Here is a 24,201-nt window from a genome sequence, read left to right on the forward strand (position 1 = left end):
CCGATTTTCGGTCGGATCTCCCGGGGGTTAGTTAGATGATGGTTGGTCTGTTGGTCGTCGGCGTGGGCCTGGTTGTGGCGGGCTTGGCGGCGATCGGCTTGGGAATCCCCTACAAGGAATTCAGCGTCGGCGGCGCGTTGATCACGACAGGCGTGACCGGCGTTTGCACCGGCGCGATCGTGCTGGCGCTCGCCGCCATCCTTCGGGAACTCCAGGTCATCGCCAGGCGGCTAGATCCCGTTGCCGCAGGCGCCCGGACCGAGGTTCCGCTAGCGTCTGCAACTTCCCCGCGCAATGCCGCCGAGGATCCTGTTTTCCCGCCGCCGCGCGAGCCCAAGGTCGCCGCGCCTCCGCCGCCGGTCCCGCCATCCGCGTCCACGGCCCCGCCGCCCTGGCACGACGAAATCCCCCCGCGTGGCGCGCCGGGCGAGGCGCCGCCGCCCGTGCCGGGTGGAGCGTCCCCGGAGGGCGAAGCCACGCCCAAGCGGCGCAACCTGTTGTTTTCGTCCTCGCGGAAGGAACGCGAGCGGGCCCAGAGCCGTACGGCCGAGCCGCTGACGCCGGATCTGCTGTCGCCGGAGTTGCGTCCTGGTCCGGCCGCGCCCGCGCCGGCAACGTTCGACGATGCCTGGCCGAAGGCCGAGCGGCCGAGGTCGGTCGATGTCACCCCACGGCGCACGCCCCGGCCGTCGACCTTCGGCGAGACCCAGTCAGCCGGCGCGGCGCCATCATCGGGCCATCCACCGCCGCCCCAGGAGCAGCCGCCGGTGACCGTGCTCAAATCGGGCGTCGTCGACGGCATGGCCTATTCGCTCTATTCGGACGGATCGATCGAGGCGCAGATGCCGGAGGGCATGATGCGGTTTACCTCGATCGACGAGCTCAGGTCGCATCTGGAGCAGCGGCCTTAAGGTCCGCATCAATACTTGCGAGCGGCCGGTTCGAGGCCGGAAAAATACGGCTGTTCTTGTCAGATTTGCTGTAATCCGCTCATATTCGCGAAGTAGTACGCGATTCCATTGATGTATTGCTGCACGCGGATACTGTCCGGTTGGGGGCGCCGGGCCGTCGATAGCACGGGGAAGGTTGAGCCATGTCCGATACGTCAGGCAAAACGCCGGTCGAGCTGACCGCAAACATCGTTTCGGCCTATCTCAGCAACAATCCGACGCCGGCCTCGGATATTCCGAGCCTGATCAGCCAGGTCCACGCGGCGCTGCTGCGGGTGTCGAGCGGCCGCGCCGACACGCCGAGCGAGCCGGCCAAGCCGGCGGTGTCGACGAAGAAGTCGATCACGCCGGAATATCTGGTGTGTCTCGAAGACGGCAAGCGCTTCAAGTCGCTCAAGCGCCATTTGCGCACGCAGTACAACATGACGCCCGAGCAATATCGCGACAAATGGGGCTTGCCGGCCGACTATCCGATGGTGGCGCCGAACTATGCGGTGGCCCGGTCGCAGCTCGCCAAGAAGATGGGACTTGGCCAGCAGGCGCGGAAGCGGAAGTAAGGGTTTTACGCGGCGGACGCCAGCGCTTCGCGCGCGTCGTTGCGGATGCGATCGACCATAGAGCGGAGGCCGTTGGAGCGCTGCGGCGTCAGATGGTCGCGGAAGCCGAACTCGTCGAACAGCGCGAGCGCGTCGGTGGCGAGGATTTCCTTCGGCGTGTGCCCGGAAAACAGCGTCAGCACGATCGCGACCAGGCCGCGCACGATGTGGGCGTCGCTGTCGCCGATATAGTTCAGGCGCGGTTCGCCATTGGCATCGCGATCGATCCGCTTCGACAGCCAGACCTGGCTGACGCAACCCTGCACCTTGTTCTCGGCCGAGTGCTCCGCCTCCGACAACGGCTCCAGCGTGCGGCCGAGCTCGATGACATAGCGGTAACGGTCGTCCCACTCGTCCAGCAGCGCAAAATTGTCCCTGATTTCGTCGATCGTCGTCATCGTGGCCCGCATCCTATTCTCGACGGCTTATATAGGAAGGCGGGCCGCGAATGCGACGAAAATGGAACCGGTTCCCGGTTGTTTTGACGCGTTTTCTTCACGCGAGCCGGCATCCGCCTCACGCGAAAGCGCTCGATTGGCGCTTACGGCATCGGCGGCAGGCGGAATTCAATCATCTGATCGTCCGCCGTCAGCGTGTCGCGGGACGCGCCCGGGTCGGTATCATCCTTGCCGATCGAGCCGGTGTGGTCGGGCGGCTTCTTGTCGGTGATGATCTGGTAGAGCTTGCGCGCACCATCGGTCGCGCGCTGGCCGATCGCGGTCGCGGCCTGGCCGCCGACTTCGCAGGCGGAAGGCTGACGCTTGCAGAATTGACCCATGTCGTTGATCGTCGCCGTCGCGGCCGACACCGCGTCCGATGCGCTGATCTGCGGTGTCTTGTCCGCTTCAGGTGTTTTGTCTCTCGGCAGCAGCACGAGCACAAGCCCGAGCCAGAATGCCAAACGCAGCAGGAAGAACATGGCGCGATCCCGGTCGTCTATCTTGTCTTTTGCTTCTTGCGCGGTCGATGCCGCTATTGCCCTCACGGTTAGCATCGGTCGATAAATCGGAAGTATCTGCATTGAAGTAAATCCGCCGAAAAATCGCGGAAAATTCGCCTGAGTTGATTCGCCGTAAATTTTCGATTGATGGCAGCTGACGGGTGCCAAATCGGCATACTGCGCCGCGTCCACCATTTCGAAACCATAGTTTGTCGCACCCGGAAACCAGCCGTTCACCATCCCCGACAAATGACCGGTGAATGACAGCGTCGAAGCCTCGCCAATGCACGGTGTTTGGCAGCAGGCCGCCCCGCCTTAGCGTTCGCTTAAGTTCGCTCTGACACGTTGGCCTGCAATCACAAAGGAGGCGTTCCGGCGCGTCTGTCTGACGATTAAGCCGAAGCGCGAGTGCTGTGAGTAGTTTGAGTCTGATCCGCGATTGCCTGGATGCGCTGCTGCATCCGTCGGCGCAATATGATGCGCTGACGCGTGCGCGCCACCGTGCCTTCATGGCACCGCGGCTGCTCGGCAGTCTGGCGGCGCTGGCCTCGTTTCCTGCCTTTCTGGCGATGCGCGGGGCGCCGACGGCGATCGAGGTCGCGGCCTTCGCCTGGCTGATCGCACCGATCCTGCTATCCTGGTTCCTGTCGCGCACCGGCCGCTACGAAGGCGCGCATGTGCTGTCCTCGCTGGCGCTCGCCGGTCTCGTGATGATGGTCGCGGCGTCGACCGGCGGCATCGCGTCGTTCGCGGCGGTGTGGCTCGTCGTGATTCCGATCGAGGCGGCGCTGTCGGCGTCGCGGCGCGTGGTGGCGTTTGCGTTCGCGCTGGCGATGATCTGTGCCGCGCTGCTCAGCGTGCTTGGCCATTACCACGTGCTGCCGGTGGTCGATCCCGCGGTTGCGTCGAACAGCACGCTGGTCGGCTTCGGCGTGGTGTCGGCGATCTTCTATGCGGCCGGGCTTGCCTTCGGCGCGGAGTCACTGGCGCGCACCAGCGTGGCGCTGCTTTACGTCGAGGAAGAGCGCTACCGCCTGCTCGCACACAACATGAGCGACGTGCTGTCGCGGCACAGCCGCAACGGCGCGGTGCGCTTCATCTCGCCCGCGGTCGAGATCATGCTCGGCGTGCCGGCATCGCGGCTGTCCGGCCACGGCCTGTTCGACCGCGTTCATGTCGCCGATCGTCCGGCCTATCTCACCGCGCTGTCGGACGCCGCGCGCGGCGAGTCCCGCAGCGTCGAGTTCCGCGTGCGCCGCGACGGTGCGCGTGGCGAGGCGGCCGCCGAATTCATCTGGGTCGAGATGCGCTGCCGGGCGCTCGAGCAGGCCTCCGCCGATGCCGAGGTGGTCGCCGTGATCCGCGACGTGACCGATCGCAAGGTGCAGGAGCACGCGCTGGAACAAGCGCGCCATGCGGCCGAGCAGGCCGATGCGTCGAAGACGCGCTTCCTGGCCACCATGAGCCACGAGCTGCGGACCCCGCTCAACGCCATCATCGGCTTCTCCGAGATGATCGCGCAGGAAGGTGTACTCGGCCTCGACGCGGCCCGCCGCAAGGAATACGCGCAGCTCATCAACGACTCCGGCCAGCATCTGCTGTCCGTCGTTAACGGCATCCTCGACATGTCGAAGATGGAGTCCGGCAATTTCGAGATTTCGCCGGAGCCATTTGCGCCGCGGCCGGCGCTGCTCAATTGCTGCAATCTGGTGGCGTTGAAGGCGCGCGAGAGCGGTGTCGACCTCGTCACCCGGGTGCCGGACGACCTGCCGATCGTGAATGGCGATTCGCGCGCGTTCAAGCAGATCGTTCTCAATCTGGTTTCCAACGCCATCAAGTTCACCGAGCGCGGCGGCAAGGTGACCGTGTCGGCCGGCGTCGAGGGATCGCGGCTAATGCTGCGGGTCTCGGACACCGGCGTCGGCATCGCTGCCGACGACCTCAAGCGGATCGGCGATCCGTTCTTCCAGGCCGGCAAGACCTATCAGCGCCGTCACGAAGGCACCGGCCTCGGCCTCTCCATCGTCAAGGGGCTGGTTGGACTGCACCATGGCGAGATGAATGTGGAGAGCAAGGTGGGCGAGGGCACCGTCGTGTCGGTCGCGCTGCCGCTGTCGTTCACTCCGCCGGCCGCGGTCGAGCCGTCCAGCAATGTCTCGACGCTGAAGCCCGCGCTGCGGTCCGGACTGCAAGAACAAACCCAACAGGTGAAGAAGAGTGCCTAGACAGACTTTGGATGACGACGAAACGCCGCGCCGTCGCCGCGGCGCCAAGGCGGTGGCCATCGCGGCCGAGGAGGAACGTGGCCTCGTCCTGCGCCTGCTGCTGCACAGTCCGAAGGATCTGGTTGCGGGCGTGCTGGCATTGTCCGCCATTGTTGCGATCCTGATCAATGCGCTGTTCCTGCAGGCTGGCCGTCATCCGTCGCCGATGTTCGGCGGCTCGGTCGTGACGCTGCCGCCGCCGGCCCCGGTTGCCGCCGCCATCAGTCCGATTCCGCGCCCGCGTCCGGCCGAGGCCGCCGCCCGATCGGTCGAGCCCGCTGCCGTGGAACCATCAAGGCCGGTCGACGTGAAGCCGGTGGAGACCAAGCCCGCCGAGTCCAGGTCCGTTGAAGCCAAGCCGGTGGAGCCCAAATCGGTTGAAGCGAAGCCGGTCGATCCGATGGCCAGCCTGGTGATGAAGTCGACCGCCGCGCCGCCGGCATCTGCGCCATCCAGCGTCCCTCGTCCGCCGGCGCCGATCCCGACACAGCATCTGAGCCCGGCCGGCAAGCGCATCGCAGCGGTCCAGCGGACGCTGACCGAATATGGCTACGGCCAGCTCAAGCCGACCGGCACGATCGGTTCGGACACGCAGACCGCGATCGCGAAATTCGAGCGCGCGCGCAAGCTGCCGGTGACCGGACAGATGTCCGATCGCCTCGTGCACGAGCTCAGCACGATGATCGGGCATTCGATCGACTAGATTTTGTCCTCCCGTCATGGCCGGGTGTTACCCGGCCATGACGTCTCTCCTCGACTGTCATCAGACGGCTTCGCCCAGCAGAACGTCCCGGACCTCGTCGGAGAACGGCTTCTTGCGGCCGGCCACCAGCACCGATTCCGGATCGTCGCGATCCGGAATAGCGCGCGGCATGCCGTGATCGAGCAGGGCCTGCGCGCAGCCCACCCAATCGCCGCCACTGACCGGCTCATTGCAGGATGCCCATGAAAGGCTGCCGGACGCGTTGTCGCCAAAACCGTGCTGCTCGGTCCACTCCGCGCCGGGCTCGAGCAGGAAACGCGTCAGCGCGGCATTGCCGCGGAACACCGCATGATTGAGCGCGGATGCATCCCAATCGCCGCCGCGCACCGCGATGGGCCAGCCCAGCTTGACCATCAGCCGCACCGCATCGTCGCCGCCTGCCGCAGCGAGCTCGGGAAGCAGCCGCAACTGCCTTGGTGAAAGCGATCCCGGAAGATCTGACCGGGCGGCCTGGATCCCCCGCGCTTCGTCTTCGTCGCCGCTGCTGCACGCCGCGACGAAACGCTCGTCATCGGCCAGCGTCTCATCGCCGGTGCGTTGCCGCAGCAGTTCGGCGACCTCGGTCAGTCCAAACTGCAAAGCGTAGCGGTAGGCGCTGAGACCGTCCGGTGTCGTGATGTGTGGATCCGCGCCGGCGTTGAGCAAGGCCGCGATGCATGTCCGCGATCGCCGCCGCCGGATCGCCCACATCAGCGGCGATCCGCAATCCGTCAACGGCGCGTTGCGGGCAGGTTCATTTGGATCGCCGCCGTGCCGCAGTAGCAATTCGAGCGCCGGCACGTTCTCGTCGTCGAGCACCTTGTACATCGCGTTGGTGCCTGCGATCCGCGCGCCGTGCTCGAGCAGGGCGCCTGTCGTCACAGAGCCTTCGAGCGAGTGGTACAGCGATTCATTGTCGTTCGGATTGGCGCCAGCCTCGAGCAACAGCCGGGTCAGCCCGAGATCGTGATTGCGCCCGGCGGCGCCATACAGGGCCGACAGCGGATTGCTGTCATCGGGGGCATCGAGCGATCCGGGCGGCCAACGGCTGCTGATGTGCTGGTCGGGATCGGCGCCGGCCTCAAGCAGCAGGCGCGCGCAGCGATGCAGCCGCGCCTGAAATTCCGGAATCTGCAGCAGGCTGGAATGCGCCACCGCGACCAGCGGCGGCAGTTTCAACCGACCGCCGGGGCGGTTGACCCATGCGGGATCATCGGCTGCGGTGCGCCGTATCGTCTCCTCGTCGCCGACGGCGCAGGCGAGATAGGGATCATCGGCCACAAGATCGGGATCCTCTGTGAGCATCCGCACCGCGACGCGCGGATTGGCGCGATCGGTGGTACCGTCGACGTCTGCGGCATAGACCAGCTGCAGTCATCGCCGCACCCGGTCGGCCTTGCTCTTGCCTGGCGGCAATTGGGCTTCGACATAGCGCCGCAGGTCCGGCCATGAGGCGAAGCCGAGATCGCGCGCCACGCAGGACTGCGCGTCGTGGAGCCGCAGATCAAGTGCGACGATCTGCGCGTCGCTGCGCCCGGCCGCAGCCGGAAGCGCCTGCCGGAAGCGGGCGTAGGCCTCCGGGGCCTGTCGCCGGTAAAGGCGAATGAGCTCCTTGGCCTGCTTCTTCAGATGTTCGAGATTCAATCGCGCGGGCGATCGGTCCATGGAAACCTCCGTGCATCAATCGCCGATGGTCCACAAAACCGGCTGCACAAAGGCTTGGTTGGCCGCGTATCAGGTGCAAGTGGGTTCAACCCTTCCCGTGGACCCGGGCGCGGCTTGCACCGCAGATGCAAGGATATGAGCGAGGTTTGTTTCGGTCAACCCGCCGGTGTGTGATGCCGCCTGTGACAATTGGACGTGGCCACGGCGCTGGCCTATAGGTCGGCGCATGCGATTGAAAACCAGCATATGGGTCGCGGCGTATCTGCGTCGCTGCCAGACCGAAGGCGTGTTCGGCGCGATCCGCAAGAAGGGCGCCGAGGAAGCCGGCGCCGTGTTCGTCAAGGTGGCGCTGATGGACGGCAATGCGATGCTGTATGCGCCGGCGCCGCAGACGGTTTATGACGACAGCCGTCCGGCCGAGCGGCTGTTCGTGCCGACGGCGCAGCAGCCGGTGTCCGAGCCTTCGGTCGAGGAGCGATTGACCAAGGAGCTCCGCTTCGATCCCGATGCCTGGATCGTGGAGACCGAAGATCGCGCCGGGCGGCACTTTCTCGATCTGGCGAAGGCCTAGCTTCCAGACTTCTGGTTGCGAATGCCAGGCGCGCTGCCCGGTTGAATCGCCGGTCGCGTCGGCGAGGATACCGCGCGCACGCGATGGCGCTCGTCATCATAGAGCGACGAGCGATACTTGGCGCGCGCCACTGCCATGGTCGAGCCGCGCCATGCCGCCAGCATCACCAGCGCGGAGCGCTCGCTGAGACGATCGTAGAGCCGCGACAGCCGATAGACATAGTTGACCGACGAGCCGGCTTCCGGATTGAGGAACATCAGGATCCGCTGGAATGCGGCGCTCGAGACATCAAGCGCCCGCATCGCGCAGGCGAGCGGCTCGCCGCCGGGATCATTGACGACCTCCGCCGCGATCCGCGACGGCAGGATCAGTGCCTCGCCGAGTTCGAGCGCGAAGTTATCGAGGTCCTCGGCAAATGCCGCCATCTCCAGGATATGGATCGCGCGCGCGGCGCGAGCCGCCGGAATCCGCGCCGCGGCCTTCAGCGGCGTCGCCTGCAGATTGTGCAGGATCTGCGCGCGCTCCTTCGCGCTGGCGGCAAAGAACATGTCGGAGATCTCGGCGGCATCGTTTGGCCGCATCGCAAGGCTCGCGGCCATCCGCAGCTCTGCCTCGGTCGGGATCTTGGCGGGCAGCGCGGACGGTGCGGGTGCGGGAATTGGCGCGGCAGCCGGCATCGGCTGCTCCGGACCGGTGCGGCGCAGCCCGAGCTTGTCCATGATCCTGGCGGGCGTTGCCGGATAGATCGCAAGCCGCGCGCGGACGGCGGCGCGGGTCGCGTCGTCGACCTCGTCGATCAGGCGCGACGTCAGCTCGACGAACTGGCGCTCTTCATCTGCGGAGTGCGCGCTCGCCTGCACATACAGGTCGGTCAGGACGCGCAGCAAAGTGGGGCGGATGTCGACTCCCTCGCGGCGGGAGAGCGTCATCAGCCCATCGAAACCAGGAAATAGCGGAGCTGCGCTCATCTCGGGCGTACGCGACTTGCCAATAAGACTCGGTTTGAAAACCTTGTGGCAGCGAGCCTACGCAGGCTGTTTTAAGACGCAGTTAAGGAAAACAAGCCGTGAAGGCGAACGCTCGAATTTGCACGTGTCTATTGAGGCACAGCACCACATCCGTAACCGTCCGTATCGGCGGCTTAAGATGTCGTTAACCATGCGCGTTCTTAACTCGGCGAGCGCGGGGCAAATCATGTCCGTGCGGGGCCAGAGAGAACGGAACATGGGCACCATCGTTGAGTTTCCGGCGGATGCGGCTGCACGGCGGCCGAGCGTTGCCGGCGCTGCCGGCGAAGGCATGGGGACCGTGCTGATCCTTCCCGTCGTGCGGATCGAGCGAACGACGGAGGAGACCGGTGGCGGTCGCGGACCGGAGCAGGGCACTGCGCAGGGCCGTCGTCGCCGACGCCGCTCCTGATCCAATGCCGGAACTTGCGCAGCGGACCGCCGCCCGGCGGTCACTCCCGGCGCTGATCCTGCTGTTGGCGGGCTCGGCGCTTGCGGGCTGCAGCGGCGGCGATTTCGGCCGCACCCGCGCCGACTTCCGCAACGACGACATGCATCGCTGGATGGGTGCCGAAGCGACCGGCAGCGTCGGCAAGAACGCCTCGCAATTCCAGCTCACCGAACACGAACGTCAGCTGCGCGATCTCGCCTATCAGTTCATCGAGCCGCCGCTGTCGCGACCGGCGTGGAAGAGCGTGTACGGCGACTACCAGCCGCTGCCTTCGCCGTGGCGGCAGAAGGTCGTGTTCGATCGCACGGCGTATGGCCGCAATCTGATCGACGAGCCACATCGCTCGTTCGCGTCGCGCTATTCGCTGCTGATCGACCAGGTCCGCGACGACATCACGCGCTTCGAGCCGTTCTTCGCCACCGCAATCCAGGTGATCGAGCTGGATCGCAAGCGCAGTGCCAGCCTCAAGATGATCGCCGACGTGTCGCCGCGCGAGAAGGCGGACGCGGTGGCACGGATGGAAGAGAATACGCTGATCGTGCAATGGGTGCAGCAGAGCCTGGAGCGGCGGATCTCGTCCTATCGCTGGGCACTGGAGCGGCTGGTGATCCAGGCGCCCGATGGCATGGCCGCCGACGCCGAACGCCAGATCAACGAGCTCGCCCGGCTCACCGCCAATGCGCCGCTGGTCTCAGGACCGGCCACGGGCCAGGCCGTGGTGTCGAAGGGCTAGGCCCGCTTCGCTTTCCGCGCTGATTTGACTCCGCGGCTGCTCGCCTGCCGCGGCAGGCTCGCAATGAACTCCTTCAGCGCATTCGATGGCGGGTGGGCCGAGGGGTAGGCGAGGCCGATCTGGCGCGTCACGTCGACATCAATCGGGCGTACCGCCACATCCGGATTGCCGCGCGCCACGCCTTCGGGAACGATCGCAACGCCGACCCCAGCCGCGACCAGCGCCATCGCCCACTCCTCCGATTTCGCGATTGCCACCGGCTTGCGCGACGGCGCGGTGCGCTTGAAGAATTCCTGCTGCTCGCAATGGCAGCGATCGATCATCGGAACGCCTGCGAAGTCAGTGGTCCGGAGCGTCTCTTTCAGAGTGAGGGGATGCGATGGCGGCAGTGCCGCGACGTAGCGTTCGCTCCAGAGCGGGATGAAGTGCTCGCCGGCGCCGATCATGGTCTTTGCGACGATCCGCGCGTCGGCCTTCTCATTGGCGCCGACCAGCCGAAGCGCGAGATCGGCATTGGCCGTCAACGGCTTCAGCAGCGCGATCGTCCGCGCCTGATCGAGCGTGCGCAACAGGCCGAGCGTCAGCGGCTGCCTTGTCGTGGGTTTGCGAAACAGATTTCGCGCCGCATCCGCCTCGTCGATGATCCTGCGGGCGACGCCGTGAAACTGCGCGGCGGACTCCGTCGGCGCCATGCCCTTCTTGTGCCGGATGAACAGCGTGGTGCCGAGCTCGGCTTCGAGATTGGTGATCGCCGCCGAGATCGACGGCTGCGAGATGAAGCAGCGCTTCGCCGCGGCGGTCAGGTTGCGCTCGCGGTAGACCGCGGCGAAATAGCGGAGTTCGCGGATATCCATAGGCATATCCTATCGTAGTGATAGAAAGACAATATTTTACCTATGGAAACGCGACTGGCAAGTCTGCACCGGCTTCAGCGGAGGATTTGTCATGCGCATCCACCATCTCAACACCGGCACCATGTGCCCGATCGGCAAGCGGCTCGTGAACGGCAGCGGCAGCATCTTCCAGCGCGCCCGGATGGTCTGTCACTGCCTGCTGGTCGAGAGCAACGACGGCCTCGTGCTGGTCGACACCGGCATCGGGCTCGACGACATCGGCGACCCGCCGCGGCTCGGGCGCAAATGGGTGCGGCAGACTACACCGCGGCTCGATCCGGCTGAGACGGCGGTCCGCCAGGTCAAGGCGCTCGGCTTCTCGCCCGACGATGTGCGGCATCTGCTGCTGACGCATCTCGATCGCGACCATGCCGGCGGCGTGCCGGACTTTCCGAAGGCCAAGGTGCACGTTCATCGCAAGGAGTACGACATGGCGGTGACGCATCAGGTCGCGCCGCCGGAAGGCCGCTACATCACGGCGCAGTGGAAGCACGGTCCGGACTGGGCGTTCTACGGCGCCGGCGGCGAGGACTGGTTCGGCTTCCAGGGCGTGCGCGCGCTCGGCGATCGCGAGCCGGACATCCTGATGGTCCCGCTGCCGGGCCATACGCTCGGCCATTGCGGCATCGCAGTGCGCGACAAGGACAGGTGGCTGCTGCACGCCGGCGACGCCTATTTCCACCACGCGCAGCTCGATGCCAGGCCGCGGATCCCGCTGGTGCTCGGCATGTTCCAGCGCCGCGCCGACATGGATCGCGCGACGCGCATCCAGAACCAGGAGCGGCTGCGCCAGCTGAAGGCGGCGCATGGTCCTGATGTCACGATCGTCAACAGCCACGATCCCGTCGATTACGAGAGCTGCCGCTGCGCCCGGCACGGGCGCTAGCGCTTTATTTGAGCATGATCTCCGCGCAAGCGCTCCGCGCTTGTCGCGAGGGAAGCCGCTTCGCACTTTTCCGGATCATGCTTGCGAGCTAGCGCTTGCGCGCCGCAGGCGGTGGAGCGGGAACGGGCAGTGGCGGCGGGGCTTCCTGCTTCGTCGCGACGGGCTCGGCCTGCACCTTGCAGGACGAGGCCGCGAGCGAGGCCTGTGCCTGCGGCATCAGGCCGGGCTCCGGCGCCAGCGCCTTCAGCAAGATCAGGCCGGTCGAGGTCGGCGAGTCGATGATGAGCCGGTCGGCGGCGGTGACTTCCTCGTCCTCCGGCAGCTCGTTGTGCTGCGCTTCCGTCATCAGATCGAGCTCGATCACCTTCTTGCCGGCGGAGCGATCGTTGATCGCGTAATAGGCGACTTCGTTGCGGGTGTAGAACGATACCGAGGTATAGGCCTGGCTCACCGGCACGGTGAGCTTGAGCGGCCCGGTGGAGAGATCGTAGCGGCAGATCGCCACCGCGAAGGCCGGATCCATCAGCGGCATCGGCGAGTTGCTCGGGTCGGCCAGCGGCAGTTGCGTCACCTCGTTGAGCCTGGTCATCGGCGTGAGCCGCGAATAGGCGTCCTGCGAGGCGATGCGCGGCAGCGCCAGTACGCTGACGAGATGCACCACGCCGCCGAGCAGCACGCCTGCGAGGATCGTGAACAGCACGCGGATCATGGGCAGCCCGTCGTTGCAATCGAGGGCATCGGCGCGTCGCGCTGGGTGCGGGTCGCGACCCCGACCGGCGTGTCGTAGAGGCGCAGCATCAGCGCGTAGCGCTCGATGCCGCCGGTCGGCAGCCAGTTGCCGGCGCGCGAGCGCGAGGCGATGTGGATCTCGAAGGTGCCATCGGAGGCGCGCATGATCTCCTGGCTGGTGAAGCCGTAACGTTGCAGCGAATTCGCGACGAGATGGCCCTTGCGGTCGAACAGCGTCAGCGTCCAGAACCGCGCCGCCGGCGTCACGCCGCTGACCACGATGTCGCAGCGGCCGTCGAGCGGCTTGTTCTTGTCGTCGGTGGTTGCCGAAAACGCGATGCCGTCGCCGGTGCCGATCGGCAGCTCGCCGCTGCGCGCGATCGTGGCCCGCGAATAGGGGTCGACGTCGGAGGTGCCGTTCTTCGGTCGCGCGGTCCAGGCGCCGATCTTCAGCGTGCCGAGATCGGTGCCGCGCGTCGCCGTCGCGTAGGTCAGGCCGAGGCCGACGGCGGTGGCAATGACGAGGGCCAGCAGGGTTGAGAGGAGGAGCCGCACGTCAGTTCTTGCGTGGCGCAGGTGCTGTCGCGCCGTCCGGCCCGGCCGCGGCAACGTAGTTTTCGGGGAACGCCAGCGCGCTCGAGGACTCCGGGTTGCCGGCCTTCGAGGGCTCGTTCAGCGTGGTCTTGTTGGCCGTCTTGGCGGCCTCGTCGAGCAGCTTCTCGACCCTCACCAGGATATCGGCGCCACGCTTGGTCAAAACCGGCGGCGGACCCGGCTTGGTCTCCAGCACGCGCGGCGCCGCGTTGGCCTGGGCATTGGCCTGCGCCGGCTGCGGCGGCAGCTTCTGCCCCATGCCGACGCCGACGAGTTCCTTCACTTCCACGCCCTGATGCGCGGCGACCATGATGTCGTGCCAGGTCTGCGCCGGCAGCGAGCCGCCGGTCATGCGGTTGGTCGGCGAATAATCGTCATTGCCGTACCAGACCGCGCAGGTGAAGTTGCCGGTGTAGCCGACGAACCAGGCGTCGCGATAGGCGTTGGTGGTGCCGGTCTTGCCTGCGGTCGGAATGCCGTCGAGCGCGGCGCGGCGCGCGGTGCCTTCGCTGACTACGTGGCTCATCATGCCGGCCATGTCGGCGGCGATATTCGGCGGAATGGCTTGCCGCGGCTTCGGACCGTCGCGGTCCCAGCGCCACACCGGATCGCCGGCGCCGGTGCGCACCTCGAGCACCGAGTGCGGCGTCACCGCCTTGCCGCGGTTCGGGAAGGTCGCATACGCAACTGCGTGCTCGATCACCGTGACTTCATCGGAGCCGATCGGTAGCGACGGCGTATCGGGTAGCGGCGCCTTGAGGCCGAAGCGGCGCGCGACCTCGACGATCTTGGCGCGGCCGGCCTTCGGGCCTTCCTTGCCGCCGAGCGCAATCGAGAGCTTGACCGGCACCACGTTGATCGAGCGGGTGATCGCCTGCGTCAGCGTGACCTGACCCGAATAGGAATGGCCATAGTTCTGCGGGCACCAATTGCCGATACAGACCGGGCCGTCGACGATCTTCGAGTTCGGCGTGAAGCCGTTCAGCAGCGCCGTGGTGTAGACGTAGGGCTTGAACGACGAGCCGGGCTGCCGGTAGGCGTCGACGGCGCGGTTGAACTGGCTCGCACCGTAGTCACGGCCGCCGACCATGGCGCGGATGCCGCCGTCGAGATCGGACACCACGGTCGCGGCCTGCGTCGCGTGATAGTCACGCCCGAACTGCCGGAGCTGGTTCTCGATCGCTTCCTCGGCCGCCTTCTGCACGTTCATGTCGATCGCGGTGCGGACCACGAAGACGCGCTCGGTGTAGGATTTCGGGAACGTGTCGACCAGCTTGCGCATCTCGTCGAAGGCGTAGTCGAGATAATAGTTCGGCGAATTCTCGTCGCGCCGGTCGACCGCGACCGCCGGATTGCGGCGGGCACCGAACACCTGGCCCTCGGTCATGAAACCGGCATCGACGAGGTTGTCGAGCACGACATTGGCGCGGGCGCGCGCCGCGGGCAGGTTGATGTGCGGGGCGTATTTGGTCGGCGCCTTGAACAGGCCGGCGAGCATCGCGGCTTCCGCGAGGTTCACGTCGCGCACCGACTTGTTGAAATAGAAGTGCGCCGCGCCGTCGACGCCGAAGGTGCCGCCGCCCATATAGGCGCGGTCGAGATAGAGCTTCAGGATCTCGTTCTTGGTGAGCCGCGTCTCCAGCCAGATCGCAAGGAAGGCTTCTTTCACCTTGCGCTCGATGGTGCGCTCGTTGTTCAGGAACAGGTTCTTGGCGAGTTGCTGGGTGATCGACGAACCGCCCTGGCGGACGCCGCCGGCCTGCGCGTTGGTGACGAGCGCGCGGGCGAGGCCGGGAACGTCGATGCCGAAATGGTCGTAGAAGCGGCGGTCTTCGGTCGCGAGCGTCGCCTTGATCAGATTGTCCGGAAAGTCTTCCAGCGGGATCGAGTCATTATGCTTGATGCCGCGGCTGCCGATCGGGTTGCCGTAACGGTCGAGGAAGGTCACCGCGAGGTCGGACTTCTTCAGCCAGTCCTCGTCGGCGGTCTCGCGGAACGCGGGGATCGCGAGCGTCAGCATCAGGATCATGCCGCCGAGCCCGATGGTCGCGGCCTCGGACAGCGGCTCGATGAACACCCAGCGCTTCCAGCGGCCGACATAGAAGCGGTCCATGAAGGTGGAATAGCGCTCGTAGAGTTCGCGTAGCCCCTTGCCCGACGAAAACAGCGTCGAGTCGATACGCGCATCGAGGTCCAGGAAGAAATTCCGGACCTTCTGTTTCCAATGCGACGGCATGATCTGAAGGACCGGACCCTTGATCAGTTCGACAGCGCTGCGGGCGCCCGAAACGGGCACAGGCCAGCGTCTTGCTTCGATGTTGCGGCAATCCCAAGGCGCTTTTGCGTCGTTGGGGACTCGTTCGTTGTTCTATCCGAGCGGCTGCCATAAACCAATGGCGCGGCTTGTGAATTTAATGAGAGCCCTAACGCTGCCCACCGGCTTTTTCGACCCCGCAATATCACCCCCTTGCGGAGGGAGCGCCGGCGTCCCAAGAAGAGCTTTACCGCCATGTTAGGGATATCATGACCGCACCGCCCAAGAGCCCGTCGGGCCAGGAGAGATTCTTCTGGAAAACCAAGACGTTGGAAGAGATGTCTAACGCCGAGTGGGAAAGCCTGTGTGACGGCTGCGCACGTTGCTGCCTGGAGAAGCTGGAGGACGAGGACACCGGCAAGATCTATTTCACCCATATCTCCTGCAAGCTGCTCGATTCCGGCCTGTGCACGTGCAAGGACTACCCGAACCGCTCCGACCAGGTTCCGGATTGCGTCCGCCTGACGCCGGAGAACGTCCGAACCCTGAACTGGCTGCCGCCGAGCTGCGGCTATCGGCTCGTGGCCGAGGGGCGGGACCTCTACTGGTGGCATCCTCTGATCTCCGGCGATCCCAACACGGTTCATGAAGCCGGGGTCTCGGTACGCGGGCGGGTGGAAGGCACCGAACTCGATGTCAACGACGCCGATCTCGAGGATCACATCGTGCGCTGGCCGGCGCTGCTGCCGAAACGGGCGCAATTGAAGAAGCGGCCCAAGATCTCCAAGTAGATTTCCAAGACGCAACGATGACGGCGCGAGAGCCGGCGCCGGCTGTTCTACAATCACGTCATCGCGAGAACACTGCTGTGGGATGCACCCATGCGCTGAGGTGCCTGCCTCAGCAGCGAATTGCTGCATAAATTGCGGATCAGAGAATGATTCCATCGCGGCACGCGCCCGCGCAGCAGCATTACGCCCCAAATGAACAAGTATGAACGGCAGAGCCGGATTCCTGCCGACCAAGAGACATTGCCTGAAGACATTGCCGAAGAGCTGTCTCACCTCCCGAGCGAGGTGATCGAACTCAGTGACGCGCCGCCGCTGGCGCCGCCGGCACCGCTCAATCCGGATGAAGTCCGCACCATCGTGATCAGCCTGATGCTGACGATGTTCCTGGCCGCGCTCGACCAGACCATCGTCGCGACGGCGCTGCCGACGATCGGGCGCCAGTTTCACGACGTCACCAACCTGTCCTGGGTGATCACAGCCTATCTGCTCGCCTCCACTGCGGTGGCGCCGGTGTTCGGCACGCTGAGCGACATCTATGGCCGCCGCGTCATGATCATCACCTCGCTCAGCCTGTTCGTGGTCGGCTCGGTGCTGTGCGCGATCGCGCCCAGCATGACCATGCTGATCGTTGCCCGCGGCCTGCAGGGGCTCGGCGGCGGCGGCATCATGCCCGTGGTCCAGACCGTGATCTCCGACGTGGTCACCCCGCGCGAGCGCGGCCGCTATCAGGCCTATTTCTCCAGCGTCTGGATGGCCGGCGGCATTCTCGGCCCGGTGGTCGGCGGCGTATTCGCCGAGCATCTGCACTGGTCGATGATCTTCTGGATCAACCTGCCGCTCGCGGCGGCGGCGCTGGCGCTGCTGCTGCCGAAGATGAGCAAGATCCCGGTGTTCCACCGCAAGCGCAAGGTCGACTGGCTCGGCGGCGTGCTGCTGATGGCCTCGGCCGTGGTGCTGATGCTGGTGCTGACCTGGGGCGGTACGCGTCTGTCCTGGCTGTCGCCGACCATTACCGCGATGATCGGCGCCTCGATCGCGCTCGCCGGCGCCTTCGTCTGGCACGCCCGCCGCGCCGACGAGCCGTTCCTGCCGCTGTCGCTGCTCGGCGGCTCGGTGGTGCCGTTCGCGATGGGCGCGGGCGGCTGTGCGCTCGGCGCCATGGTCGGGCTCACCGTGCACCTGCCGCTCTATTACGAGGTGGTCTATCACCTCACCGCCAGCGAGGCCGGCCTTGCGCTGATCCCGCTCGCGGCGATCTCGACCTTCGGTGCGGCGATCGCCGGCCGGACCATGGCGAAGGCCAAGCACTACAAACGTGTCGCGATCGTCGGCACCTCGGTGGCTGCGATCTGCGCCGTCGGGATGGCCGTGACGACGCTGCCGCTGTGGGGATTGCTGCTGTTGATGAGCGTGTTCGCGCTCGGGCTCGGCACCACATTCCCGATCAGCGTGGTGTCGCTGCAGAACGCGGTGGCGCGTCCGCAGGTCGGCACCGTGACCGGCGCGATGAACTTCTTCCGCGCCATGATGGCCTCGTTCACGGTCGCTGCCTTCACCACGATCCTGCTGATGACGCTGGGGACCGACATCTCGCTCGCCGGCGAACACCATGCCGCCTCCGCCAGCACCGTCGGCGCGATCCCGATGGCCGACATGATCACCGCGTTCCGCTACGTGTTCGGCGCCGCCGCCGTGCTGCTGACCACGGCTTCGATCTGCATGATCACGATGGAAGAGCGCCCGCTCGCCGGTCCGGCCGCCCGACCGCCGGCGGAGATGGCTGAGTAGGGGCGGGCACCGCGCCAGAAAACGTTGCCCGCGCGGACGCCGGATTTTCGTGACGTCGCCGAGTTTACCGGTGTCGTCCCTGCGAAAGCAGGGAGATGGAGTCACGTTTGAAGTGCAACGATTGATTTGAGTTTGGAGAATGCCTCGGCGGGGGTCTTGAAGTCGAGGCATTTGCGTGGGGTATCGTTGAGGCGCTGAGCGAGGCGCCTGAGGACGGCTGCCGTGATGAACCTGAGGTCAGTTTTGCGTGGCAGAGAGCGTCGTAAGCGCCCGATGGAGTTTTCCACGCCGCCTTTTTGCCAGGGACTATGGGGATCGCAGAAGAAGGTTTGGACGCCGAGGGCGTTGTGAAGCCTGTGATGCTCGGCGAACTCGGTTCCGTTGTCGAAGCTGATGGTTTTACGGATCGCCTGTGGAAGCTTGCCGAGTTGACGGGCGATGGTCCGAGCGGTGAGGACAGCTTTCCGATCGCGTGGGTGCAGCACGATGCTGAAGCGAGTTTGGCGCTCGTGGAGAACCAGCAATCCTTGGCCATATCGCGCGAACAGCATGAAGTCGGCTTCCCAATGACCCGGCGTCCCGCGACCTTCGACCTCGGAGGGTCGTTCATCGATCGAGCGCCGTTGTTTAATGAAGCTGGCAGGGCTGCCGCCTGGGCGTCGCCGGCGCCCTCGTCTGAGTTTATGGCGCGGCAGCAGGCGGTGCCAGTAATCCTTCTGGGCGGTACGATGATAGATGAAACGATAGATTGACTCGTGGCTGATCATGACGCGACCATGTTCTCGCGCCAGTCGACCAGCGATCTGCTCCGGCGAATGTCCCATCGCAAGGCTTTTGCCGACGCAGTCCCGCAGGGCCGGCTGGCGCGCCAGCTTGAAGCGGCCATCCTGCCGTCGCCGACGTTCGGCCAATTGTTGAGCCCGGACCGGTTCGTAACCGCCCTTCCAGACCTTGGTAGGCCGCGAGTTGCGCTTCAGCTCCCGACTTATCGTCGACGTCGCGCGGTCAAGCGCAGACGCAATATCGTTTTGAGATTTACCGCCTACATGCAGGCGGTAAATCTCAACGCGCTCTTCAAGGCTGAGCTGGCCATAACATTGTCCCATCGCCACAACACCCTAGCAGGTGTTGCACTTGTGTCGTGAACCCAAGGGACCCATAACCCCAAATGCTGCTTGTTGCGCGATGTTGGAACGACGAGTCCCGTTCACAATATCCGCCGCGGCGTATGGGTCCCTGCTTTCGCAGGGACGACACCGAATGTGTTGCGACATCGATGGACGCAGCTTCGCATCCTTGCGACATAAATCGTCCGAGCCTTGCGCTGCGTTCCGCCTCTCTCTTGAAGAGGGCGCACGAAAGCATGTATAGCACTATGCTATGTTTCTGATAAATCGAAATATTCTTCTGCGGGGATCTTGCGCCGTCGGGCAAATCAGTGGCAAGGGCTTCGTCCCGTCTACCCGTCCTTCCGGGGCTCGCGAAGCGAGAATCCGGAATGACGCGCTGAGAGCGCCACGCTCTTATTCCCGCGCTGCCTCAAATTTATTCAGCCGGCGAGCGCCCACCCACTACTTTAGTTGTCGTCCATGCATGGCGATCTGCGCGCAGTTTCACTTGCTGCGCATTTTGTCGCAGCTATAGTCCGGCCCCAAGAGCTCGAAGCAGCCGAACAAAAAGAGGAGAGAAACAGGGTGAAAAGAACATCGCGACTGCCTGTTCATGCGATGCAGCAACTTGCCGGAGCGGCCGTGTTGGGCCTATTGGCAGCCAGCCCCGGCGGAGCGCTGGCGGCTGACACCCTCAAGATCGGCGTGATCGCCGAAGCGCAGGCGATCGCCGGGGCGTCGATCCCGCAGGCGGCGCAGCTCGCCGCCGACGAGATCAACGCCAAGGGCGGCATCGACGGCCGCAAGATCGAAATCGTCTCGTACGACAATCACTCGTCGTCGGCGGACTCGGTGCGCGCATTCCAGCGCGCGGTCAACGAAGACAAGGTCAACGTCGTCATCTCGAGCTACATCAGCGAAGTCGTGCTGGCGCTCGAGCCCTGGGCTTCGCGCCTGAAGACGCCGTTCGTCACGCCCGGTGCGGCCTCCAACGAGATCAGCAAGAGCGTCCACGCCGACTACGAGAAGAACAAGTACACCTTCCACGGCTATCTGACCTCGGCGGCGCTGGCGCTGTCGGTCTGCGACGCCGCCAAGGAGCTGCTGGTCGATCAGAAGCACATGAAGACCGCGGTCATCATGAGCGAGGACGCGGCGTGGACCAAGCCGCTCGACGTCGGCTACGAGGAGTGCCTGCCGAAGATCGGGCTCAAGGTCGTGGACCATATCCGCTTCTCGCCCGACACCACCGATTTCACGCCGATCTTCAATAAGGTCGAAGCCGCCAAGCCCGACGTCATCATCACCGGCATCTCGCATGTCGGCGTTCAGCCGACGGTGCAGTGGAAGAACCAGCAGGTGCCGATCCCGATGTTCGGCATTTCCTCGCAGGCGACCAACGAGACCTTCGGCAAGGACACCAACGACGCGGCGGAAGGCGTGCTGTATCAGGGCGTGTCGGGTCCGAACGTCGCGGTGACGCCGAAGTCGGTGCCGTTCGCGGAAGGCTTCAAGAAGCGCTACGGCAACTATCCCTCCTATGCGGGCTACACCGCCTACGACGAGGTCTACTACATCGCGGATGCGGTGAAGCGCGCGGGCTCAGTCGAGGCCGACAAGATGGTCGATGCGCTGGAGAAGACCGATTGGGAAGGCACCATCGGACGCGTCCAGTTCTACGGCAAGGACGATCCGTTCACCCATTCGATCAAATACGGCAAGGGCCTGATCACCGGACTGATGCTGCAGTGGCAGGGCGGCAAGCAGGTCGCGGTCTGGCCGAAGGAGGTCGCCAAGAGCGATCTCAAGTTCCCGAGCTTCATCAAGCTCACCACCAACTGATCGATGATCATGCTCCCGGGCCGGTCCCGGGAGCATCCGCATTCAGTTCCGCGTCCTCCACAACAGGCAGCTTTGCTGCCGCGGCCGATTTGAGATGCTTGCCTTACAAATCCTGATCGATGGCTTTGCCATCAGTGCGCTATATGCCCTCGGTGCCACCGGCTTCACCCTGATCTTCGGTGTCTCCGGCGTTCTCAACCTCTCCCACGGTGCCATCATGGTGGCCGCAGCGGTCGCGGCCTGGGCCGCGGCCAGCGTGCTGCACCTCGACATCTACACCGGCGCGTTGTTCGGTGTCGGCGTGGCGCTGATCATGGCGTTCGCGACCTATTTCGCGGTCGTGAAGCCGATCCAGAATTCCAGGCGGATCCCCAACGAGGAGAAGGAAATCTTCGTCCTCACCGGCACCCTGCTATGGGGCATCATGATCCAGGAGCTGATCGCCTATTTCTTCACCAACAATGCCAAGACGGTGCTGCCGATCGTCGAGGGCGTCGTCGATATCTTCGGCAACCGCACGCCGCGCAACAACATCTTCACCGCGCTGGTGTGCTGTCTCGTGATCGGCCTGCTCTGGCTGCTGGTGAACCGCACGCGGACCGGCAAGGCGGTGCTGGCGGCCTCGATGAACCCGCGCGGCGTCACCTTGCTCGGGCTCGAGCTGACCCAGATCTACATCGTGGTGTGGGGCATCTACGGCATCCTGGCCGGTATCGCCGGCGTGCTGCTCGGCATGTTCTTAGGCGTCAGCTCCTACAGCGTCGGGCCGCTGACCGCGAGCGCGTTCTCGATTGTGGTGCTCGGCGGCCTCGGCAGCGTCTCCGGTTCGCTGATCGCGGCCTTCGTCGTCGGCTATCTCGAGACCATCACGGCCTACATGATCTCGCCGGCCTACCGCACCATTCCGGCGCTGCTGCTTTTGGTGTTCGTGATGTATATCCGGCCTCAAGGCCTGCTCGGGAGGCGCTGAGATGGCCAACTTCTTTACCTCGCGCCTGTTCTTCATTTCGCTGGTCTGCGTGGTGGTTGCTGCGACGCTGCCGTTCTATGTCTCTGGCTACATCCTCGGGCTGCTCACCGTCGCGTTCTATTTCGGCGTGTTCGCGATGGCCTGGGACCTCTTGTTCGGCTTCGCCGGCGAGGTCAATTTCGGGCCGACCTTCCTGATCGGCACCGGCGCCTACACCGCCGGCATTCTCAACAACCAGTTCGGCTGGTCGGTCTATGTCTGCATCCTGCTCGGCGCGCTGGCGTCGGTGGTCGCGGGCTTCGTGCTGGCGCTGCCGGCGCTGCGGGTGAGGGGACCGTATTTCGGCCTGACCACGCTGGTTGCGGTCTTGATGCTGCAGAATTTCATCGTGGTGTTCGCTGACCTGACCGGCGGCGAGATCGGTCTCACCATCCCCGATGTCATCACGATCAATGCCGGCGCCAATTACTGGATCGCGCTCGGCTTCATGACTGTGAGCGCCGCGATCCTGTACGGACTGTCGCAATCGCCGGTTGGACTCGTGCTTCAGGCAAGCGGGCAGGACCCGGTGCAGGCCGGCGCGCTCGGCTTCAACATCGTCAAGCACAAGCTCGCCGCCTTTATCGTCAGCGCGTTCTTCTCGGGCCTGTCGGGGGCGCTGCTGGTGTTCTACTTCGGCACCGCCTCGGTCGGCACCGTGGTCGACGTCGCGGTCGGCGTGAACGTGATCGTGTCCGCCGTGCTCGGCGGCCGGCGCACCGTGCTGGGCGCGGCGTTAGGGGCGATCTTCCTGATCGTCGCGGGCGAATTCCTGCGTCCGACCGGCGAGCTTGCGACCTTCATCGTCTCGGCGGTGGCGCTGCTCGTCGTGCTATTCTTCCCCGGCGGTTTCCTCGGAGCGGCCCTGTCACGCGAGGCGCGCTCCTAAATGGATCAGACTGTGACCACAGCAACGCTCACCGTCCGTGGATTGACCAAGAGATTCGGCGGCTTGACCGCGGTGAAGAACCTGTCGTTCGACCTGCATCCCGGCGAGATCCTCGGCCTGATCGGGCCGAACGGCTCGGGCAAGTCGACCGCGATGAAGAGCGTGATGGGCATCGAGCGCCCGACCGCGGGCGAGGTGCTGTTCGACGGCGAGAACGTGGCCGGGCTGCCGGCGCACAAGATCGCGCGCAAGGGCTTTGGCATGGTGTTCCAGCACTCGCGGCCGCTGAACCGGCAGACCGTGCTCGAGAACATCATGGTCGCGCTATTGCCCGACAGCCTGTTCATGCTGTTTCCCGACAAGGCGCTGACCGAGCGTGCCAGGTGGATCGCCGAACGTGTCGGCTTGGGGGCGGTGATGGATCGCCGCCCGCCGACATTGCCGTTCGCCGATCTGCGTCGGCTTGAGCTGGCGAAGGCGATCGCGCGCGACCCGAAGGTGGTGCTGGTCGATGAGCCGTTTGCTGGCCTCACCAGCGCCGAGGTCGGGGTGTTCTCGCAATTGATCCGCAGCTTCCGCGACGAGGGACGCGCGGTGATGCTGGTCGACCACAACGTCAAGAGCGTCGCAGCCCTGGTCGACCGTGTGCTTGCGATGTATCTCGGCGAGGAGATCACGACCGGCCGCGCCGAGGACGTGATGAAGAACGAGACCGTGCGGCGGGTCTATCTCGGCGGCGCGATCGAGACCCATGCGCGGCCCGAGACCTCGTTCAAGGACAAGGTGCCGCTGCTGCAGGTCGAGAATGTCAGCGTGCATTACGGCAAGGCGCAGGCGCTGGAGAACGTCTCGATCCACGTCCATGAGGGCGAGTTCGTCTCGATCGTCGGCCTCAACGGCGCCGGCAAGACCACGCTGTTCAACACCATCTCGGGCTTCCTGCCCTATACCGGCGAGATCCTGCGCGGCGGGCAGAAGCTGCGTGGCACCGGGCCGGCCAAGATCGCCCGCTCGGGCCTCGTGCAGTGCCCGGAATCGCGCGAATTGTTCGGCGAGATGACGGTGCGGGAGAACCTCGACCTCGGCGGCCAGCACCTCGACGACGCGGCACGGGCGAAGCAGCTGGCCTGGCTGTTCGAGCTGTTCCCGATCCTGAAGGAGCGCCAGGGCCAGATGGCGCAGACGCTGTCCGGCGGTGAGCAGCAGATGCTGGCGATCGGCCGCGCGTTGATGATGCAGCCGCAGATCCTGATCCTGGACGAGCCGACGCTCGGCCTCGCACCTGTTATCCTCGAATTGCTGTCGAAGGCGCTGGAGAAGCTGCGCCAGACCACCAAGATCACGGTGCTGCTCGGCGAGCAGAACGTGACCTTCGCGCTTCCGCATGCCGACCGCGTCTATGTGCTGGAGCACGCGCGGATCGTCTGGGAAGGCGATCCGGGCCGGTTCGCCGCGGAGGCCGGCAAGGACTTTCTCTGACGCTCAAAGTTCGAAGAAT

24 protein-coding genes are annotated in these 24,201 nt (G+C 65.2%); 14 read left to right on the top strand and 10 right to left on the bottom strand.

Annotated features, from left to right (window positions below):
- The first annotated feature begins 38 nt into the window (after nucleotides 1-38).
- Nucleotides 39-911, top strand: coding sequence for a DUF308 domain-containing protein (locus tag HU230_RS05725; protein ID WP_338077366.1), 873 nt, complete (start codon nucleotides 39-41; stop codon nucleotides 909-911).
- Nucleotides 912-1,093: 182 nt separating this feature from the next.
- The gene (locus tag HU230_RS05730) at nucleotides 1,094-1,507 is read left to right on the top strand and encodes a Ros/MucR family transcriptional regulator (protein ID WP_176532526.1); all 414 of its coding nucleotides are present in this window, start codon (nucleotides 1,094-1,096) and stop codon (nucleotides 1,505-1,507) included.
- 5 nt (nucleotides 1,508-1,512) lie between these two features.
- Here the strand turns inward: HU230_RS05730 and HU230_RS05735 are convergent, their stop codons facing one another.
- Both HU230_RS05735 and HU230_RS05740 read right to left on the bottom strand, forming a co-directional pair.
- Complete coding sequence (locus HU230_RS05735; RefSeq protein ID WP_173641789.1) at nucleotides 1,513-1,944, bottom strand: SufE family protein; 432 nt, start codon at nucleotides 1,942-1,944, stop codon at nucleotides 1,513-1,515.
- A gap of 143 nt (nucleotides 1,945-2,087) precedes the next feature.
- Nucleotides 2,088-2,465 carry a DUF5330 domain-containing protein gene (locus HU230_RS05740; protein WP_173643073.1) on the bottom strand — a complete coding sequence of 126 codons (378 nt, stop codon included), beginning with the start codon at nucleotides 2,463-2,465 and terminating at the stop codon, nucleotides 2,088-2,090.
- Between the two features lie 434 nt (nucleotides 2,466-2,899).
- Here HU230_RS05740 and HU230_RS05745 point away from each other — a divergent pair, with 434 nt between their 5' ends.
- Together HU230_RS05745 and HU230_RS05750 are read left to right on the top strand one after the other, a co-directional pair.
- Nucleotides 2,900-4,711 (top strand): ATP-binding protein, encoded by a 1,812-nt coding sequence (locus HU230_RS05745; protein ID WP_176532525.1) that lies wholly within the window; start codon nucleotides 2,900-2,902, stop codon nucleotides 4,709-4,711.
- The gene (locus HU230_RS05750; protein ID WP_224943022.1) at nucleotides 4,704-5,453 is read left to right on the top strand and encodes a peptidoglycan-binding domain-containing protein; all 750 of its coding nucleotides are present in this window, start codon (nucleotides 4,704-4,706) and stop codon (nucleotides 5,451-5,453) included. The genes HU230_RS05745 and HU230_RS05750 overlap by 8 nt, the downstream gene beginning before the upstream one ends.
- Before the next feature lie 60 nt (nucleotides 5,454-5,513).
- Here HU230_RS05750 and HU230_RS05755 read toward each other — a convergent pair whose 3' ends face one another.
- Nucleotides 5,514-6,797 (bottom strand): ankyrin repeat domain-containing protein, encoded by a 1,284-nt coding sequence (locus HU230_RS05755; protein ID WP_224943024.1) that lies wholly within the window; start codon nucleotides 6,795-6,797, stop codon nucleotides 5,514-5,516.
- A 69-nt stretch (nucleotides 6,798-6,866) separates the two neighbouring features.
- A complete protein-coding gene (locus HU230_RS05760; protein ID WP_224943026.1) occupies nucleotides 6,867-7,157 on the bottom strand; it encodes a hypothetical protein in 291 nt (96 codons plus the stop codon).
- Nucleotides 7,158-7,383: 226 nt separating this feature from the next.
- Between HU230_RS05760 and HU230_RS05765 the strand changes: the two genes are divergently transcribed.
- Nucleotides 7,384-7,728: a DUF1491 family protein gene (locus tag HU230_RS05765; protein ID WP_176532524.1), complete on the top strand. Its 345-nt coding sequence runs from the start codon at nucleotides 7,384-7,386 to the stop codon at nucleotides 7,726-7,728.
- Here the strand turns inward: HU230_RS05765 and HU230_RS05770 are convergent.
- On the bottom strand, nucleotides 7,725-8,657 hold the full coding sequence (locus HU230_RS05770) for a DUF2336 domain-containing protein (RefSeq protein ID WP_224943028.1): 933 nt from the start codon (nucleotides 8,655-8,657) through the stop codon (nucleotides 7,725-7,727). The two genes, HU230_RS05765 and HU230_RS05770, sit on opposite strands and share 4 nt — an antisense overlap.
- Nucleotides 8,658-8,952: 295 nt before the next feature.
- Here HU230_RS05770 and HU230_RS05775 point away from each other — a divergent pair, with 295 nt between their 5' ends.
- Together HU230_RS05775 and HU230_RS05780 are read left to right on the top strand one after the other, a co-directional pair.
- A complete protein-coding gene (locus HU230_RS05775) occupies nucleotides 8,953-9,147 on the top strand; it encodes a hypothetical protein (RefSeq protein WP_176532522.1) in 195 nt (64 codons plus the stop codon).
- A gap of 4 nt (nucleotides 9,148-9,151) precedes the next feature.
- Nucleotides 9,152-9,919 (top strand): hypothetical protein, encoded by a 768-nt coding sequence (locus HU230_RS05780; RefSeq protein WP_176535134.1) that lies wholly within the window; start codon nucleotides 9,152-9,154, stop codon nucleotides 9,917-9,919.
- Here HU230_RS05780 and HU230_RS05785 read toward each other — a convergent pair.
- Complete coding sequence (locus tag HU230_RS05785) at nucleotides 9,916-10,773, bottom strand: LysR family transcriptional regulator (RefSeq protein WP_176532521.1); 858 nt, start codon at nucleotides 10,771-10,773, stop codon at nucleotides 9,916-9,918. The genes HU230_RS05780 and HU230_RS05785 overlap by 4 nt on opposite strands.
- 91 nt (nucleotides 10,774-10,864) lie before the next feature.
- On the opposite strand from HU230_RS05785, the gene HU230_RS05790 reads away from it, so the two are divergent.
- Nucleotides 10,865-11,698: an MBL fold metallo-hydrolase gene (locus HU230_RS05790; RefSeq protein WP_176532520.1), complete on the top strand. Its 834-nt coding sequence runs from the start codon at nucleotides 10,865-10,867 to the stop codon at nucleotides 11,696-11,698.
- A gap of 88 nt (nucleotides 11,699-11,786) precedes the next feature.
- Here the strand turns inward: HU230_RS05790 and HU230_RS05795 are convergent, their stop codons facing one another.
- Genes HU230_RS05795 through HU230_RS05805 form a run of 3 tightly spaced genes read right to left on the bottom strand, consistent with a single transcriptional unit; the run spans nucleotide 11,787 to nucleotide 15,257 of the window.
- Complete coding sequence (locus HU230_RS05795) at nucleotides 11,787-12,407, bottom strand: DUF1254 domain-containing protein (RefSeq protein ID WP_176532519.1); 621 nt, start codon at nucleotides 12,405-12,407, stop codon at nucleotides 11,787-11,789.
- Nucleotides 12,404-12,982: a DUF1214 domain-containing protein gene (locus HU230_RS05800; protein ID WP_176532518.1), complete on the bottom strand. Its 579-nt coding sequence runs from the start codon at nucleotides 12,980-12,982 to the stop codon at nucleotides 12,404-12,406. The genes HU230_RS05795 and HU230_RS05800 overlap by 4 nt, the downstream gene beginning before the upstream one ends.
- A gap of 1 nt (nucleotide 12,983) precedes the next feature.
- The gene (locus HU230_RS05805) at nucleotides 12,984-15,257 is read right to left on the bottom strand and encodes a transglycosylase domain-containing protein (protein WP_176535133.1); all 2,274 of its coding nucleotides are present in this window, start codon (nucleotides 15,255-15,257) and stop codon (nucleotides 12,984-12,986) included.
- A 287-nt stretch (nucleotides 15,258-15,544) separates the two neighbouring features.
- On the opposite strand from HU230_RS05805, the gene HU230_RS05810 reads away from it, so the two are divergent.
- Together HU230_RS05810 and HU230_RS05815 are read left to right on the top strand one after the other, a co-directional pair.
- Entirely contained in the window at nucleotides 15,545-16,066 is a 522-nt protein-coding gene (locus HU230_RS05810) for a YcgN family cysteine cluster protein (RefSeq protein ID WP_176532517.1), read from the top strand.
- Between the two features lie 192 nt (nucleotides 16,067-16,258).
- On the top strand, nucleotides 16,259-17,854 hold the full coding sequence (locus tag HU230_RS05815) for an MDR family MFS transporter (RefSeq protein ID WP_176532516.1): 1,596 nt from the start codon (nucleotides 16,259-16,261) through the stop codon (nucleotides 17,852-17,854).
- 101 nt (nucleotides 17,855-17,955) lie between these two features.
- Here the strand turns inward: HU230_RS05815 and HU230_RS05820 are convergent, their stop codons facing one another.
- A complete protein-coding gene (locus HU230_RS05820) occupies nucleotides 17,956-18,960 on the bottom strand; it encodes an IS30 family transposase (protein WP_176529999.1) in 1,005 nt (334 codons plus the stop codon).
- Between the two features lie 621 nt (nucleotides 18,961-19,581).
- On the opposite strand from HU230_RS05820, the gene HU230_RS05825 reads away from it, so the two are divergent.
- From HU230_RS05825 to HU230_RS05840, 4 genes are all read left to right on the top strand, one after another.
- Nucleotides 19,582-20,805: an ABC transporter substrate-binding protein gene (locus tag HU230_RS05825; RefSeq protein ID WP_176535132.1), complete on the top strand. Its 1,224-nt coding sequence runs from the start codon at nucleotides 19,582-19,584 to the stop codon at nucleotides 20,803-20,805.
- A gap of 94 nt (nucleotides 20,806-20,899) precedes the next feature.
- A complete protein-coding gene (locus HU230_RS05830) occupies nucleotides 20,900-21,775 on the top strand; it encodes a branched-chain amino acid ABC transporter permease (RefSeq protein WP_050404977.1) in 876 nt (291 codons plus the stop codon).
- A gap of 1 nt (nucleotide 21,776) precedes the next feature.
- On the top strand, nucleotides 21,777-22,703 hold the full coding sequence (locus HU230_RS05835; RefSeq protein ID WP_176532515.1) for a branched-chain amino acid ABC transporter permease: 927 nt from the start codon (nucleotides 21,777-21,779) through the stop codon (nucleotides 22,701-22,703).
- Nucleotides 22,704-24,182 carry an ATP-binding cassette domain-containing protein gene (locus HU230_RS05840; protein WP_176532514.1) on the top strand — a complete coding sequence of 493 codons (1,479 nt, stop codon included), beginning with the start codon at nucleotides 22,704-22,706 and terminating at the stop codon, nucleotides 24,180-24,182.
- The last annotated feature ends 19 nt before the right edge of the window (nucleotides 24,183-24,201 follow it).

It is taken from the genome of Bradyrhizobium quebecense (assembly GCF_013373795.3).
GTDB lineage: Bacteria > Pseudomonadota > Alphaproteobacteria > Rhizobiales > Xanthobacteraceae > Bradyrhizobium > Bradyrhizobium quebecense.